At 69.8% G+C, this 12,940-nt stretch carries 12 protein-coding genes; 10 read left to right on the plus strand and 2 right to left on the minus strand.

Features of this window, described 5'->3' with window-relative positions:
- The first annotated feature begins 6 nt into the window (after nt 1-6).
- From EV647_RS13255 to EV647_RS13285, 7 genes are all read left to right on the plus strand, one after another.
- On the plus strand, nt 7-1,101 hold the full coding sequence (locus EV647_RS13255; protein WP_134002564.1) for a pyridoxal phosphate-dependent aminotransferase: 1,095 nt from the start codon (nt 7-9) through the stop codon (nt 1,099-1,101).
- 43 nt (nt 1,102-1,144) lie between these two features.
- Nucleotides 1,145-3,130, plus strand: a complete 1,986-nt coding sequence (gene tmk, locus EV647_RS13260) for a dTMP kinase (protein ID WP_134002565.1) — start codon at nt 1,145-1,147, stop codon at nt 3,128-3,130.
- The gene (locus tag EV647_RS13265; RefSeq protein WP_134002567.1) at nt 3,127-4,335 is read left to right on the plus strand and encodes a DNA polymerase III subunit delta'; all 1,209 of its coding nucleotides are present in this window, start codon (nt 3,127-3,129) and stop codon (nt 4,333-4,335) included. Before tmk ends, EV647_RS13265 begins: the two co-directional genes overlap by 4 nt.
- A gap of 242 nt (nt 4,336-4,577) precedes the next feature.
- Nucleotides 4,578-5,243 carry a DUF4190 domain-containing protein gene (locus tag EV647_RS13270; RefSeq protein WP_134002569.1) on the plus strand — a complete coding sequence of 222 codons (666 nt, stop codon included), beginning with the start codon at nt 4,578-4,580 and terminating at the stop codon, nt 5,241-5,243.
- Between the two features lie 31 nt (nt 5,244-5,274).
- A complete protein-coding gene (locus EV647_RS13275; protein ID WP_134002571.1) occupies nt 5,275-6,249 on the plus strand; it encodes a DUF4190 domain-containing protein in 975 nt (324 codons plus the stop codon).
- A gap of 94 nt (nt 6,250-6,343) precedes the next feature.
- Nucleotides 6,344-7,309 carry a regulatory iron-sulfur-containing complex subunit RicT gene (locus EV647_RS13280; RefSeq protein ID WP_134004297.1) on the plus strand — a complete coding sequence of 322 codons (966 nt, stop codon included), beginning with the start codon at nt 6,344-6,346 and terminating at the stop codon, nt 7,307-7,309.
- Nucleotides 7,306-8,844, plus strand: a complete 1,539-nt coding sequence (locus EV647_RS13285) for an alpha/beta hydrolase (RefSeq protein ID WP_134002573.1) — start codon at nt 7,306-7,308, stop codon at nt 8,842-8,844. The genes EV647_RS13280 and EV647_RS13285 overlap by 4 nt, the downstream gene beginning before the upstream one ends.
- Here EV647_RS13285 and EV647_RS13290 read toward each other — a convergent pair.
- On the minus strand, nt 8,841-9,470 hold the full coding sequence (locus EV647_RS13290; RefSeq protein ID WP_134002575.1) for a hypothetical protein: 630 nt from the start codon (nt 9,468-9,470) through the stop codon (nt 8,841-8,843). The genes EV647_RS13285 and EV647_RS13290 overlap by 4 nt on opposite strands.
- 89 nt (nt 9,471-9,559) lie before the next feature.
- Here EV647_RS13290 and EV647_RS13295 point away from each other — a divergent pair, with 89 nt between their 5' ends.
- From EV647_RS13295 to EV647_RS13305, 3 genes are all read left to right on the plus strand, one after another.
- Nucleotides 9,560-9,913 (plus strand): sterol carrier family protein, encoded by a 354-nt coding sequence (locus tag EV647_RS13295; protein ID WP_134004299.1) that lies wholly within the window; start codon nt 9,560-9,562, stop codon nt 9,911-9,913.
- A 106-nt stretch (nt 9,914-10,019) separates the two neighbouring features.
- A complete protein-coding gene (locus tag EV647_RS13300) occupies nt 10,020-11,306 on the plus strand; it encodes an MFS transporter (RefSeq protein ID WP_134002577.1) in 1,287 nt (428 codons plus the stop codon).
- A gap of 13 nt (nt 11,307-11,319) precedes the next feature.
- A complete protein-coding gene (locus EV647_RS13305; protein WP_134002579.1) occupies nt 11,320-12,294 on the plus strand; it encodes a hypothetical protein in 975 nt (324 codons plus the stop codon).
- Here EV647_RS13305 and EV647_RS13310 read toward each other — a convergent pair.
- Nucleotides 12,282-12,890 carry a TetR/AcrR family transcriptional regulator gene (locus tag EV647_RS13310; RefSeq protein ID WP_202871051.1) on the minus strand — a complete coding sequence of 203 codons (609 nt, stop codon included), beginning with the start codon at nt 12,888-12,890 and terminating at the stop codon, nt 12,282-12,284. The two genes, EV647_RS13305 and EV647_RS13310, sit on opposite strands and share 13 nt — an antisense overlap.
- Between the last annotated feature and the right edge of the window lie 50 nt (nt 12,891-12,940).

The following is a 12,940-nucleotide window of genomic DNA, read 5'->3' on the forward strand; positions in this document are numbered from 1 at the left end:
GGCGGTATGCCGACCTTTCCGAGAAACCCGATCATGTCCCTGACCGCCGAGCAGCCGCGGCACGAACTGGGGGAGAGCTACGGCCCGGACCTCCGGCTCGCGGACCTGCTCACACCCGAACTGGGCGACCTCGAACTCGGCTATGGCACAGCGGCCGGTGACGTGAGGCTCCGTACGGCGATCGCCGACCGGCACGGTGTACGGCCCGAGGAGGTGGTCGTCACTGTGGGCGGGATGCACGGGATCTTCCTCCTCGCCTACTTGCTGGAGGGCGAAGTGGTGACGACGGCGCCGCAGTTCCCGATGACGCGCAACGCGTTCGACACGGTCGGTGCGTCGGTGCAGGTCGTTCCGCTGACCTTCGACGAGGGCTACCGGCTCACTGCGGACGCGGTGCGCGCGCAGCTCACCCCACAGACCAAGCTGGTGAGTCTGGCAACGCCCCAGAACCCGTCCGGTGTCGCCGTACCGCTGGAGACCCTGCGCGAGATCGTCGAGGCGATGAGCGAGATCTGCCCGGATGCGTACCTGATGGTGGACGAGACCTATCGGACCGCGGCGTACGGCGACGATCCGATCGTGGACACGGCACTCCGGCTCGGGCCGAAGGTGGTGTCGGTCGCGTCGCTCTCGAAGTGTCACGGGGCGGCGGGGTTGCGGATCGGGTGGGTGATCAGCACGGACAGCGACCTGGTCGAGCAGTTGAGGACGGCGAAGTTCAGCACGGTGGTGTCCGCCTCCACGGTCACGGAGGCGCTGGCGATTCGGGTGTTCGAGCAGGAGGACGAGATCCTCGCCGTACGGCGGACTTGGCTGGAGCAGAACCTGCTGATCACGCAGGACTGGGTCACCGCGAACAGTGAGCTCGTCGAGTGGGTTCGGCCGGATGCCGGGGCGTTGTGCGTGATCCGGCTCAAGTCGTCGGTCGATCTCGAGCGGTTCCGGCGTACGGCGGCGGAGGTCGGCGTCCGGCTGGCCGAGGGGAACTGGTTCGGGGACGAGCCGCGGGTGTTCCGCCTCGGGTTCGGCTTCCTGCCCGCGGGCGAGTTGAAGGCCGCACTGGACGCACTCGGCGAAGCCCTCCACGCCGCCCGCCGATGATGCGCTGCGATGCGCTGTCCGACCCGCCCACTAGGCTGGCGGTGTGCCGGAGGTTTATGACCCGTTGACCGATCCTGCACCGGCGCACGATGTGCGGGCGGTGTTGCGGATCCGGGCGTTCCGGCGGCTGTGGATCGGGTTCGGGCTGTCCAGCCTCGGGGACTGGATCGGCCTGCTGGCGCTGACCGCGATGGCGAAGTCGTTCGCCGGCGACGACTACCAGGCGGCCAACTTCGCGATCGGCGGCGTGCTGTTCCTGCGCGTGCTGCCCGCCCTGGTGATGGGCCCGGTGGCGGGCTGGATCGCGGACCGGCTGGACCGGCGCTGGACGATGATCGTCGGCGACCTGATCCGGGCCGCGTTCTTCGTCAGCATCCCGATCGTCGGCACGCTGACCTGGGTGCTGGTGGCGACCGTGCTGATCGAGATCGTCAGCCTGGTCTGGGGTCCGGCCAAGGACGCCAGCGTGCCCAACCTGGTGCCCCGGCACCGGCTCGAGGCGGCCAACCAGCTCAGCCTGATCACGACGTACGGGACCGCGCTGCCGGCCGCGGTCATCTTCACCGCGATCACGCTGGTGTCGCGCTGGGCCGGCGACTTCGCCATCGACCTGGCCGTGTACGTGAACGCCGCGACCTTCGTCATCTCGGCGTTCGCGATCGTGTCGGTCGCCGAGATCGGCCGCGCGATCCACGAGCACGAGGACCATCCGACGCTGTGGCGGACCGTCGTCGAGGGCTGGTCCTACGTCACCGGCACTCCGGTGGTTCGCGGTCTGGTGATCGGGATCTCCGGCGCGTTCGCGGCCGGTGCAGTCGTGATCGGCCTCGGTCGCACGTACGTCGAGGGGCTGGGCGCCGGCGACCCCGGGTACGGCGTGCTGTTCGGTGCCGTGTTCGGCGGTCTCGCGCTCGGCATGGGGTTCGCGCCGCGGATCTTCTCCGGGTTGTCCCGGCGCCGGCTGTTCGCGGCCGGGCTGGTCGGGTCCGGGATCTGCCTGGCCGGGCTGGCGTTGATCCAGCAGATCGAGATCGCCACGATGATCGCGGTCCTGCTCGGGTTCTGCGCCGGCGGCTCGTGGGTCTCCGGGTACACGTTGCTCGGTCTCGAGGTGCCGGACGCCGTGCGCGGCCGGACGTTCGCGTTCGTGCAGTCCGCCGTCCGCACGGTGCTCGCGATCACGCTGGCGATCGCGCCGTTCGCCGCGGGCGCGATCGGCCGGCACACGTGGACGATCGGCGGCCGTTCGGCGACGTACAACGGCGCTTCGATGACGATGGTCGCGGCGGCCGTCCTGGCAGGGGTGATCGGCCTGCTCGCCTGGCGGCAGATGGACGACCGCCCGGGCGTTCCGTTCTGGCGCGACGTACGGCGCAGTTTCGGCAAGACGCGTGGTGACTATCCGACGACCGGCCTGTTCATCGCCCTCGAGGGCGGCGAGGGCGCCGGCAAGTCGACGCAGTCCGCGCTGCTGGTGAAATGGCTGGAGGAGCAGGGCCAGCAGGTGCTCCTGACCCGCGAGCCCGGTGCGACCGAGCTCGGCAAGACACTGCGACAGATCGTCCTCGACCCCGCGACCGGTGACATCTCGCACCGCGCGGAGGCGCTGCTGTACGCCGCCGACAAGGCCGAGCACGTCGACTCGGTGATCAAGCCGGCGCTGAAGTCCGGCGCGGTCGTGATCACCGATCGGTACGTCGACTCCGCGCTGGCGTACCAGGGGTCCGGGCGGGACCTGGACCTGTCCGACGTCGAGCGCGTGAATCGTTGGGCCACCAACGATCTCCGTCCGAACCTCACGATTCTGCTGGACCTGCCGCCGAAGAAAGGGCTCGGCCGGTTCGCCGAACGGGACCGGATCGAGGCGCAGTCCGACGCCTTTCACGAGCGGGTGCGGAACGCGTTCCTCGAGCTGGCTGCCGCCGAGCCCCAGCACTACCTGGTTCTCGACGCGACCCAGGACCGCGAGGACATCGCGCAACAGATCCGCGCCCGGCTGCAACCGATGCTTCCCAAGGTGAGCTTATGAGTGTTTGGGACGACCTGGTCGGGCAGGAGCCCGCGGTCGCCGTACTGCGGAAAGCTGTCGAAGGCGCTGCTGCCGTACTGCGGGGTGAGCGAGGTCCTGCGGTCGCCGGGATGACGCACGCGTGGCTGATCACCGGGCCACCCGGATCCGGCCGGTCGAACGCGGGTCGCGCGTTCGCGGCCGCGCTGCAGTGCAAGAACAACGGCTGTGGCGAGTGCAACGAATGCCGTACGGCGCTCAGCGGCGCGCACCCGGACGTGTCGCTGATCCGCACCGAGCTGCTGTCGATCCGGGTCAGCGAGGTCCGCGAGCTGGTCCGCCGGGCTGCGATGAGCCCGACGCAGGGCCGGTGGCAGGTGATGGTCGTCGAGGACGCGGATCGGCTCACCGAGCAGGCCGCGGACGCGTTGCTGAAAAGCATCGAGGAGCCGTCGCCGCGGACCGTCTGGGTGTTGTGCGCGCCGACGGTCGAGGACGTCGTCCCGACGATCCGGTCCCGCTGCCGTCTGCTGGTGCTGCGGACGCCGCCGGTCGCCGCGGTTGCGGAGATGCTGAGCCGGACCCTCGACATCGGCCAGGACCTGGCCTGGTTCGCGGCGCGGGCCGCGCAGGGGCACATCGGCCGGGCACGGGCGCTGGCCCGCGACGAGGCGGTGCGCGAGCGGCGGAACAAGGTGCTCGAGGTGCCGTTCGCGCTGCGCGATCTCGGGGCCTGCCTGAAGGCGGCGCAGCGGCTGGTCGAGGCGGCCAAGGAAGAGGCCAAGGCCAGCGCCGAAAAGGTCGACGAGAAGGAGCGGGCCGCGCTCGAGCAGGCGCTCGGGGTCGGCACGAAGGGCGCCCGGCCGCGCGAGGCGAACGCGGCGCTGAAGGAGCTCGAGGAGCAGCAGAAGGCCCGCGCCAAGCGGTGGGAACGCGACGTTCTGGACCGTTCGCTGGTCGACCTGATGGCGCTCTACCGCGATGTGCTGGTGGTGCAGACCGGGGCCGGCAGCGAGCTGATCAACGCCGAGCTGCAGCGCAACATCGAGCAGCTCGGGAGCCGGACGACGCCCGAGCAGACGGTACGCCGGATCGACGCGATCGCGATGTGCCGGGACGCGATCGAGGCGAACGTGGCGCCGCTGGTCGCCCTCGAGGCCATGACGGTCGGACTGTTCGAGGGCCGCAGCGACGGCTTCACGATCCCCAGGCGCCCGCAGCGCTGAGTTGTGCGTCACGCACGTCCGATAACTGGGCGGAACGTGTAACACCGAGACCCGTGGGTCCGATGACTGGGTGACTGGGCGGAGCGGTCCGCCCGGCCTCACCCTGCCGTGAAATGGACCCCAATGACCGTGCTTATGCCACGCCTCCGGCGCAGCGGGTCATGGGGCTGTGACTCCCAGCCTTCCCTCGTCGCTCCAGTCGCTTCGCTCCTTCCGCTCCTCAGTCCAGGCCGGGAGGCCCCATGACCGGGCCGCCCTCCCCGATGCAGCCTGCGCGGCAGTCGTTGCCGTCGGCTGAGTCGTGGTTGGAGGGCATTCCGACGCCGAAGGGGCGGCAGGACGGGTACGCCGTCGCGGCCTTCGCGGTCAGCCTGCCGGGGCTGGTGCCGATCGCGGTCGTACTGGCCGGGGTGGCGCTGCGGCGGATCAAGCGCGCCGGCGGGCACGGGAAGCGGCTCGCGTACGGCGCTTTGGCGGTGTCGCTGTGCTGGGTGATCGCGATCGGTGTCGCGGTCACGCTCAACCTGGTCGGCGAGCACCGGCGCGGCATCGGCAAAACCGTGTCGATCTCGCAGGTGGAGGTCGGCCGCTGCTTCGACGCGGACCTCGAGGCCGCGACGCTGCGGCTGGTACGGATCGCGGACTGTGCCGCGGCCCACACCGGAGAGGCGTACGCGAAGGTGCAGGCCGCACTGGTCGGGTTGTCTACCGCGCAGACCGGGACCGTCGCCACACAGCAGTGCGCCGGCGCGTTCGTCGAGTTCGTGGGGACGCCGTACGAGCGGTCCGAGCTGGACATGTACTACGTCGTCCTCGACGACCGCGCTGTTGCTGACGGCAACGTCCTGTGTCTGGTCGGCATCCCCGGGACCCACCTGACGGGTACGATGCGCGGATCACAGCGGTAATGCCCGCGGGGGATTCAGTGGGGGTAGTAGCGTGAGTCAGCCACCGTACGGCCCGGAGCCGGAACGACCACAGGACGACCGGCCACAGGATCGGCCGCACGATCCGACGCGGGCGTTCCCGACGTACGGACGGCCGCAAGCGCCTGGGGGACCTGGAGCGCCCGGTAGTGCGCCCGGTAATGCGCAGGGCGGGGCGCCGTGGGCTGCGCCTGGGCAGCCGTCGTACGGGTCGCAGCAGTCGCCGTACGGGCAGGCCCCCGGTGGTCAGGCGTACGGGCAGGGTTACGGGCCCGGGCAGTATCCGCCGGCCGGGCAGGCGCCGGGGCCGTACGGATACGGCTATGGGTACGGCGGTTACGGCTACAGCGGCTCAGGTGGGACGAACGGGCTGGCCACCGCGGCGCTCGTGACCGGGCTCGGCGGGTTCGTCATCGGGGTGTCCGCGCCGGTGGCGATCGGGCTCGGCATCGCCGCGCTGGTGCAGATCAACCGGAACAAGCAAGAAGGCAAAGGGATGGCGATCGCCGGTCTGGTGATGGGATCCCTGGTGACGCTCGGCTACACGCTGCTGATCGTCCTCTTCGTCGCGCTCGGTTCCTCCGACGACGACTACAGCGGACCGGATCCGGTGACGTCCTCCAACTCGGGTCCGACCACGTACGTCGACGAGCTGGCGGTCGGCGAGTGCTTCGACGAGGGCGGAGAAGAGGACGAGGTGGTCCGGCAGCCCTGTCCGGACGAGCACGACGGCGAGGTCGTGGGGGTCGTGACGCTTCCCGGTACGACGTACCCGGGTGACAGTGCCATCAACAAGCAGGCTGACCGCGCTTGCGGACCGGTGTTCGGCACGTACGTAGGGAAGTCGCGTGACCAGTCCGAGCTGTATCTGGACTGGTGGACACCCAGCAAAGGTGCCTGGAACGACGGCGATCATCGGGTTCTGTGCGCCGCGTTCGGCCCTGACGACGACAAACTCACCGGCACCGTGAAGAACAGCCACCGGTAGGGGCGTAACCCGCGCGCCGGGGGCGGTGAACAGGCTATTTCCTGTGTAGGGCGACCACTTCCTGTGCAACGCCCCGTACTCTGACCCCGTGGGCATGGTGATGGCGGTGTCGTTCGAGCGGTACGGGCGGCTTTACTACCTTGACCCGGGTGAGTTTCGGCCTCGGGTGGGGGAGAAGGTGCTGGTGCCTACCGACGACGGCCCCGAGGTGGCGGAGTGTGTGTGGGCGCCGCAGTACGTGACCGAGGACATCGGTGGGCTGCCGTTGTGCGCGGGGATCGCGACCGCCACGGACCTGGACCGCGACGAGCAGAACCGGCAGCGGCGCGCGGACGCGCGGGTGATCGCCAAGCGGACGATCCGGGAGCACGACCTGCCGATGAAGGTGGTCGGGATCGATTTCGTCGACCGGCGGCCGGACATCGACCAGTTGGTGATCGTGTACTTCTCGGCGCCGCACCGGGTCGATTTCCGTGAGCTCGTCCGGGATCTGGCGCGGGCCCTGCGGGCGCGGATCGAGCTGCGGCAGGTCGGCGCCCGCGACGAGGCGCGGTTGCAGGGCGGTATCGGGCCGTGTGGGCGGGACCTGTGTTGCGCGACGTTCCTGAAGGACTTCGAGCCGGTCAGTGTCCGGATGGCGAAGGACCAGGACCTGCCGCTGAACCCGTTGAAGATCTCCGGCGCCTGCGGCCGCCTGATGTGCTGCCTGAAGTACGAGCACCCGCTCTACCAGGAGTTCAACGCGAAGGCTCCGGCGCTCGGGACCGCGGTGGAGACCCCCGCGGGTGATGGAGTGGTGGTCGGGCACAACGTGCCGAGCGACACCGTGGTCGTCCGGCTCGCGGCGTCGGGCCGGCGCTGCGCGTGCAGCCGGGCGGACGTCTGCTCGCCGCGGCAGCAGTACGAGGCCTCGGATACGACGACCCCGGACGCAGCACCCGTCGTACCGGAAGCGAGTGCAGCGCCCGAACAGCCGGAGCCGACCGAGGAGCGGCGGGCGCGGAAACCACGCCGCCGGCGCCGCCTGCACCATGACGACGAGGGAGAAACCGGGCAGTGAGATTCCGCAGGTCGACCGTGCTGGTGGCAACTCTGGCGGTGCTTGCGAGCGGATGTGGGGTAGCGAGTCGCGCGCAGGACGCCGACGGCGGTACGGCGCCCGGCGTCGGCAGCAACCCGCCCAGCGGACCGGTGGGCCCGATCCCCGCCGGACTGGAGAAGTTCTACCAGCAGCAGCCGGACTGGGAGCGCTGCGGGACCAACCAGCAGTGCGCGACCATCGAGGTCCCGCTGGACTACACCAAGCCGACCGGCCAGACGATCGAGCTGCGCGCCCGCAAGGTGCTCGCCAAGGACCGCGGCGGCCGGATCGGCACGCTGTTCATCAACCCGGGCGGCCCCGGCGCCTCTGGACAGGACTTCGCCGCGCAGGCGCCGATGCTGTTCGGGTCGTCGCTGCTGCGGAAGTTCGACATCATCGGCTGGGACCCACGCGGCGTCGGCGAATCCACTCCGGTGAAGTGCCTGGACACCGCCCAGCTGGACGCGATGATCGCCGCCGACGGCAGCCCGGACACCCCCGCCGAGGTCGCCGACGTCGAAAAGCAGGCCAAGACCTTCGTGGCCGGCTGCAAGCAGCGCTCCGGTGAGCTCCTGCCGCATGTGAACACCAAGGACGCCGCCCGCGACATCGACGTACTGCGCGGCATCGTCGGGGATCCGCAGCTCTACTACCTGGGGATGTCGTACGGCACCTACCTCGGTGCGACGTACGCCGAGTTGTTCCCGAAGAACGTCGGCCGGCTGGTGCTGGACGGCGCAGTCGACCCGGCGATCTCGTCCCAGCAGATGGGGATGGCGCAGGCGAAGGGCTTCGACAAGGCGCTGGACGCGTTCGCGGAGGACTGTGCGCAGCGCTCCTGCAAGCTGGGCAGCAGCAAGAACGAGGTGCTGGCCAAGGTCGACAAGCTGATCAAGGACAGCGACGCGCATCCGCTGCCGGGCGACGGGCAGCGCCAGGTCACCCAGGCCCTGGTCGTCCTCGGTCTGGTCTACCCGCTGTACCTGAAGGAGTTCTGGCCGCGGCTCGAGGACGCCGTCGTCGACGGGCTCGCCGGGAACGGCGCGCGGCTGCTCGCGATGGCCGACGAGTACACCGACCGCAAGCCGTCCGGATACTCCGACAACGCGAACGAGGTCCAGATCGCGGTCAACTGTTCCGACCGGCCGGACGTCACCTCGATCGCGCAGCTCCAGGCGGAGGTGCCGGAGTTCAAGGCCGCCTCACCGCGGTTCGGGGAGTTCCTCGCCTGGTCGTCGGCGTCCTGCATCAACTGGCCGGTGAAGCCGACGGACAAGCCGCACCAGATCAAGGCGGCCGGCTCGAAGCCGATCATGGTCCTCGGTACGACGCGCGACCCGGCCACGCCGTACGAATGGGCGGTCGGCCTCGCGCACCAGCTCGAGAACGGCATCCTCGTCACCCGCGAGGGCGACGGCCACACGGCGTACCTGTCGGGCAACGCGTGCGTGAAGAACGTCGTGGAGAGCTACCTCGTGCAGGGCAACACGCCCGCCGCCGACATCAAGTGTTAGTTCGGGCGGTCGTCGCCCGGGTCGACCGGGAGTTTGAGGGTGTCGGTGGCCTGCTGGAGGACAGCACGCAGGCCGGCCTCGTCCTGCGGGCGGCCGCCGACGGTGATCTCGACCGCTGACGTCTTGCCGTCGTCGAGCGAGACCCAGCGCGACAGACCCATCCGGGGACCGCGGCTCTGGTCGACGTACGTGTAGACCAGCGTGCCGTTGTCGCGGCTCAGCACCTTCAGGCCGGGCTCGTCGATGCTGCGCTCACGGTTCGCGACCAGCTCGTCCGGGGTCTGCTTGCTGCCCCGTGTGTCGAACCGGATCTGCCAGACGCCGGTCGGGTCGACGAACTTCGGGCGGGTGCCGCTCTGAGCGCTCTTCCACCCGGCCGGGACCTCGGACGACACCGGGTCGTCGTCGGTGCCGAAGTTCTGGACGACGTACTGCAGCCCGTCGGCCTGCAGTCCGTCCCCACGGCTCGGGGTGCCGGACGGCGACGGACTCACGATCCCCACCGGCGTGTCGTGGGCGGTGAACGGATTGCCACCGTTCACGGCGACGACTGTGCCGAACACGGCGACACCGACGGTCATTCCCGCCAGCGTCATCAGCAGCGCCTGGTGCCTGGGCGTGAGCATCCCGACCTCGCTTCCCTCTCTCCGGGCCGATTATCCCCGACGAGAGGGGCGTCACCGCAAACTGCCGCGTACGCTGGCACGTCGTGGAGATGTCCGATGCCGCGTTCCGGCAGGCCTTGCGACGCTACGACGACGGTACGGCGGAACGCGCCGACCTGAAACTGCTCACCAAGGAACTGTTGCAACGCCTGGTCGCGAAAGCACCCGGCCACGCGGTCGAGGTAAGAGTCCCGCCGTACGGCGCCGTGCAGTGCATCGAGGGCCCGCGACACACCCGCGGTACGCCGGGCGCGGTCATCGAGATGCCGCCGGACCTGTGGATCGACGTAGCCCTCGGCCGCACCACCTGGCCCGACGCCCGGATGACCGGCAAACTCCGCGCGAGCGGCGAGCGCACCGACCTGAGCGGTTTGCTCCCCCTGATCCCGCATTTGCCTGGCTGACCCCCGACTTGCTGGGTCAGCCAGGCAAATTGCTGGGTCAGCCAGGCAAATGGGTCAGGCGGAAATCAGGTTCGTTTGGTGTGGTCGGACCTGTCACTATGTTCCGGTGGCAGCAAGTCTGAGCGCGCGGCTGGCCCGGTTGCGTGTCGATCTGACTCCGTGGCGTGGTTCCCGCGATTTCCGCATCCTGCTCGTCGCGGGGTCGGTGTTCTTCCTCGGCGGCATGGTCGGGTACGTCGCCCTGCCGTACCAGCTCTACCAACTCACCGGATCGAACTTCGCGGTCGGTGCGATGGGCCTGGTGACGATCGTCCCGCTGGTCGTGTTCGGCCTGTACGGCGGTGCGCTCGCCGATCACGTCGAACGCCGTACGCTGCTCGTCGCCACCGGCCTCGCGCAGGTCGTGATCTCCGCGCTGATGGTCGCCAACACGCTGCTCCCGAACCCGCAGGTCTGGCTGATCTACGTCTGCGGCGCCCTGAACGCGATCGCTACCTCGCTGCAGCGGCCTTCGCGCGAAGCGCTCCTTCCGCGGGTGGTGAAGCACCAGGAGATTCCGGCCGCGGTCGCGCTGAGCTCACTGACCTCGCAGATCGGTCAGCTCGCCGGTCCGGCCCTGGGCGGTGTCCTGGTCGGATCGGTCGGCGTGACCTGGGCGTTCTCGGTGGAGTTGGCCGGCATCGTGTTCGCGACGCTGCTCTACGCCCGGCTCGGTTCGTACCGCGCCGGCGAGCAGTCCACGGCGCCGAGCCTGCGGGCGATCGGCGGCGGCATCGTCTACGCGTTCCGCCGCAAGGACCTGCTGGCGACGTACCTGGTCGACATGGTCGGGATGTTCCTGGCGATGCCGATCGTGCTGTTCCCGGCGTTCGCGACGGACGTCCTGAAGGAACCGAAGCTGCTCGGCCTGCTGTACAGCGCCGAAGCGATCGGGGCGATGTGCGCCAGCCTGACCAGCGGCTGGGCGAAACACGTCCATCACCAGGGGCGGGCGGTGGTGCTGGCCACGATCGGCTGGGGCGCCGCGGTCGGGATCGCCGGGCTGGCGCCGAACATCTGGTTCGCGATCGCGTTCTTCGCGGTGGCCGGCGCGGCCGACATGGTGTCGGTGCTGTTCCGTTCGGTGATCTGGAACCAGACGATCCCCGACGAGATGCGCGGGCGGCTGGCCGGGATCGAGATGCTCGGCTACTCGCTCGGGCCGCTCGGCGGTCAGGCCCGCTCCGGGGTGGTCGCCGACCTCACCACGGTCCGGACCGCGATCGTCAGCGGCGGCGTGCTGTGCGTCGCCGGCGTGGTCGCCACGTCCGTCTGGCTGCGCGAGTTCTGGCGGTACGACGCCCGTACCGACGAACACGCCGTCCGCGAAAGAGAGCTCCGATCCGCGGGCTAAGGTTCCTGTCATCATGCGTATCCGCCGGGTAGTGACCGCCTCCGCGCTGACCGTCGTACTGCTCGCAGGCTGTAGTGGTCCGGCGGACGAGAACTCGCCGAGCGTGCCGCCGCTCGTGTCGATGAGCACCGCACCGAACTCGGAGACCCCGTCGCCGACGCCTTCGGTGACGCCGTCCGGGACGTCCAAGGTCGCGGACACGTTGTGCGTGCGGATGGACCCGACGCTGGTGCAGACGACGCTCGCGGTGCCGGTCGCGAACATCCAGCCGAAGGCGCCGCCGCCCGAGTTCGACATCCCGACGTACGACGTGTGTCAGTTCGCGCTCAGTGCCGGCCCCAACGGCCCGGTGCTGAGGGTTGGGGTGTCGGTGCTTCCGGCGACTCCGGCGATGCTGGCGGCTACCCAGAAGGCGTACGCCGCGCATCCGCGCGAGCCGGCCAAGCCCGTCAAGATCGGTCGAGGCGGGTACGGCACAAGTACGTTCCTGGTGTTTCTGTCGGCCGGCAGGATGTACAAGCTCTCCGGGCCGCAGGCGACCCTCGCGAAGTACGTCGCACTCGGCCAGGAGGTCGTGCGGCAGGCTGCCGGGCTGGCGGACGCCGATCGGCTGATCACGCGCCCCGAGTGTGATCGCGGTACGGCGGCGGCCGGGAAGGTGATGGGCGCACCGGCGATGGCCCGGCGCGACGGTCAGACCCTCGCCGGCGACCCGGTCTGCGGCTGGCTGACCTCGACGAGCGTGATCTCCACCTCGGTACGCCGGGAGCGGGACGCCAAGGCCCTGATGGCCCCGATCCGCAAGCTCGCGACCTCGCAATCCATCCCGCTCGGCGACGAGGGGTACGTCGACACCGCCACCGGCCGTACGACGATCCGCGTCGGCGACGACAAGCTCGTCGACCTGGTCCCGCTTCCCGCCCGCGCGATCAACCCGGATCTGATGACCCAGTTCGCCCTCGCGATGTCCCCGCTCTACACCCGCTGATCGAGCGGGGTCAGGTAGCCGACCAGGGCCTGGTTGAGTTCGCTGATCCATCGTTCGCGCTCGGTGGCGGGAGTGGTGACGATGGTGCCGAGCAGAGCGGCGAAGATCTGGGTCGCGACGGCCGACGTGGTCGCGAGGCGATCCGATGGCAGGTCGGGATAGCGAGCGGCCAGGACCTCGGCGACGCGGCCGGTGACAGCCTTCTGCAGCGCGCGGGTCGGCGCCGTGAGCTTGTCCGGCAGGTCGCCGCTGCCGAACAGGGCCTTGAACCCCGGGTTCTCCAGGTTGACCTCGACCATCGGGCGGATCATCCGGTCGACCAGTTCGGGCAGCGGGAGTTGCGCCGTCCCCGGGTCGAACGCCTTCTCGTGCGCGGCGGCCAGCTCGCTGCGGTAGCGCTCCGCGAGCGCCTCGGCGAGGGCCTCCTTGTTCGCGAAGAACTGGTACAGCGTGCCCGGGGAGACGCCGGCCTGGCGGGCGATCGCGTTGGTGGTCGCCTTCGCGTACCCGGCCTCGGCGAACACGACCGCGGCGGCGTCCAGCAGCTGCACCATCCGCCGCTGCCCCCGTGCCTGGCGACGCGGCTCCTCAGGCATGGGTCGACCTCCGTTGACAAACACGAGTAAATGCTCGTATTTTTCTGTAT

It is taken from the genome of Kribbella sp. VKM Ac-2566 (assembly GCF_004366005.1).
In the GTDB taxonomy this organism is placed as follows: domain Bacteria; phylum Actinomycetota; class Actinomycetes; order Propionibacteriales; family Kribbellaceae; genus Kribbella; species Kribbella pratensis.

What these genes read in the sequence shown, in the direction of transcription:
- EV647_RS13290 (WP_134002575.1), bottom strand. Translation starts at nt 9,470, where the DNA reads ATGCTCACGCCCAGGCACCAGGCGCTGCTGATGACGCTGGCGGGAATG.
- EV647_RS13280 (WP_134004297.1), top strand. Translation starts at nt 6,344, where the DNA reads ATGGTGATGGCGGTGTCGTTCGAGCGGTACGGGCGGCTTTACTACCTT.
- EV647_RS13310 (WP_202871051.1), bottom strand. Translation starts at nt 12,890, where the DNA reads ATGCCTGAGGAGCCGCGTCGCCAGGCACGGGGGCAGCGGCGGATGGTG.
- EV647_RS13270 (WP_134002569.1), top strand. Translation starts at nt 4,578, where the DNA reads ATGACCGGGCCGCCCTCCCCGATGCAGCCTGCGCGGCAGTCGTTGCCG.
- EV647_RS13305 (WP_134002579.1), top strand. Translation starts at nt 11,320, where the DNA reads ATGCGTATCCGCCGGGTAGTGACCGCCTCCGCGCTGACCGTCGTACTG.
- EV647_RS13255 (WP_134002564.1), top strand. Translation starts at nt 7, where the DNA reads ATGCCGACCTTTCCGAGAAACCCGATCATGTCCCTGACCGCCGAGCAG.
- EV647_RS13295 (WP_134004299.1), top strand. Translation starts at nt 9,560, where the DNA reads ATGTCCGATGCCGCGTTCCGGCAGGCCTTGCGACGCTACGACGACGGT.
- EV647_RS13265 (WP_134002567.1), top strand. Translation starts at nt 3,127, where the DNA reads ATGAGTGTTTGGGACGACCTGGTCGGGCAGGAGCCCGCGGTCGCCGTA.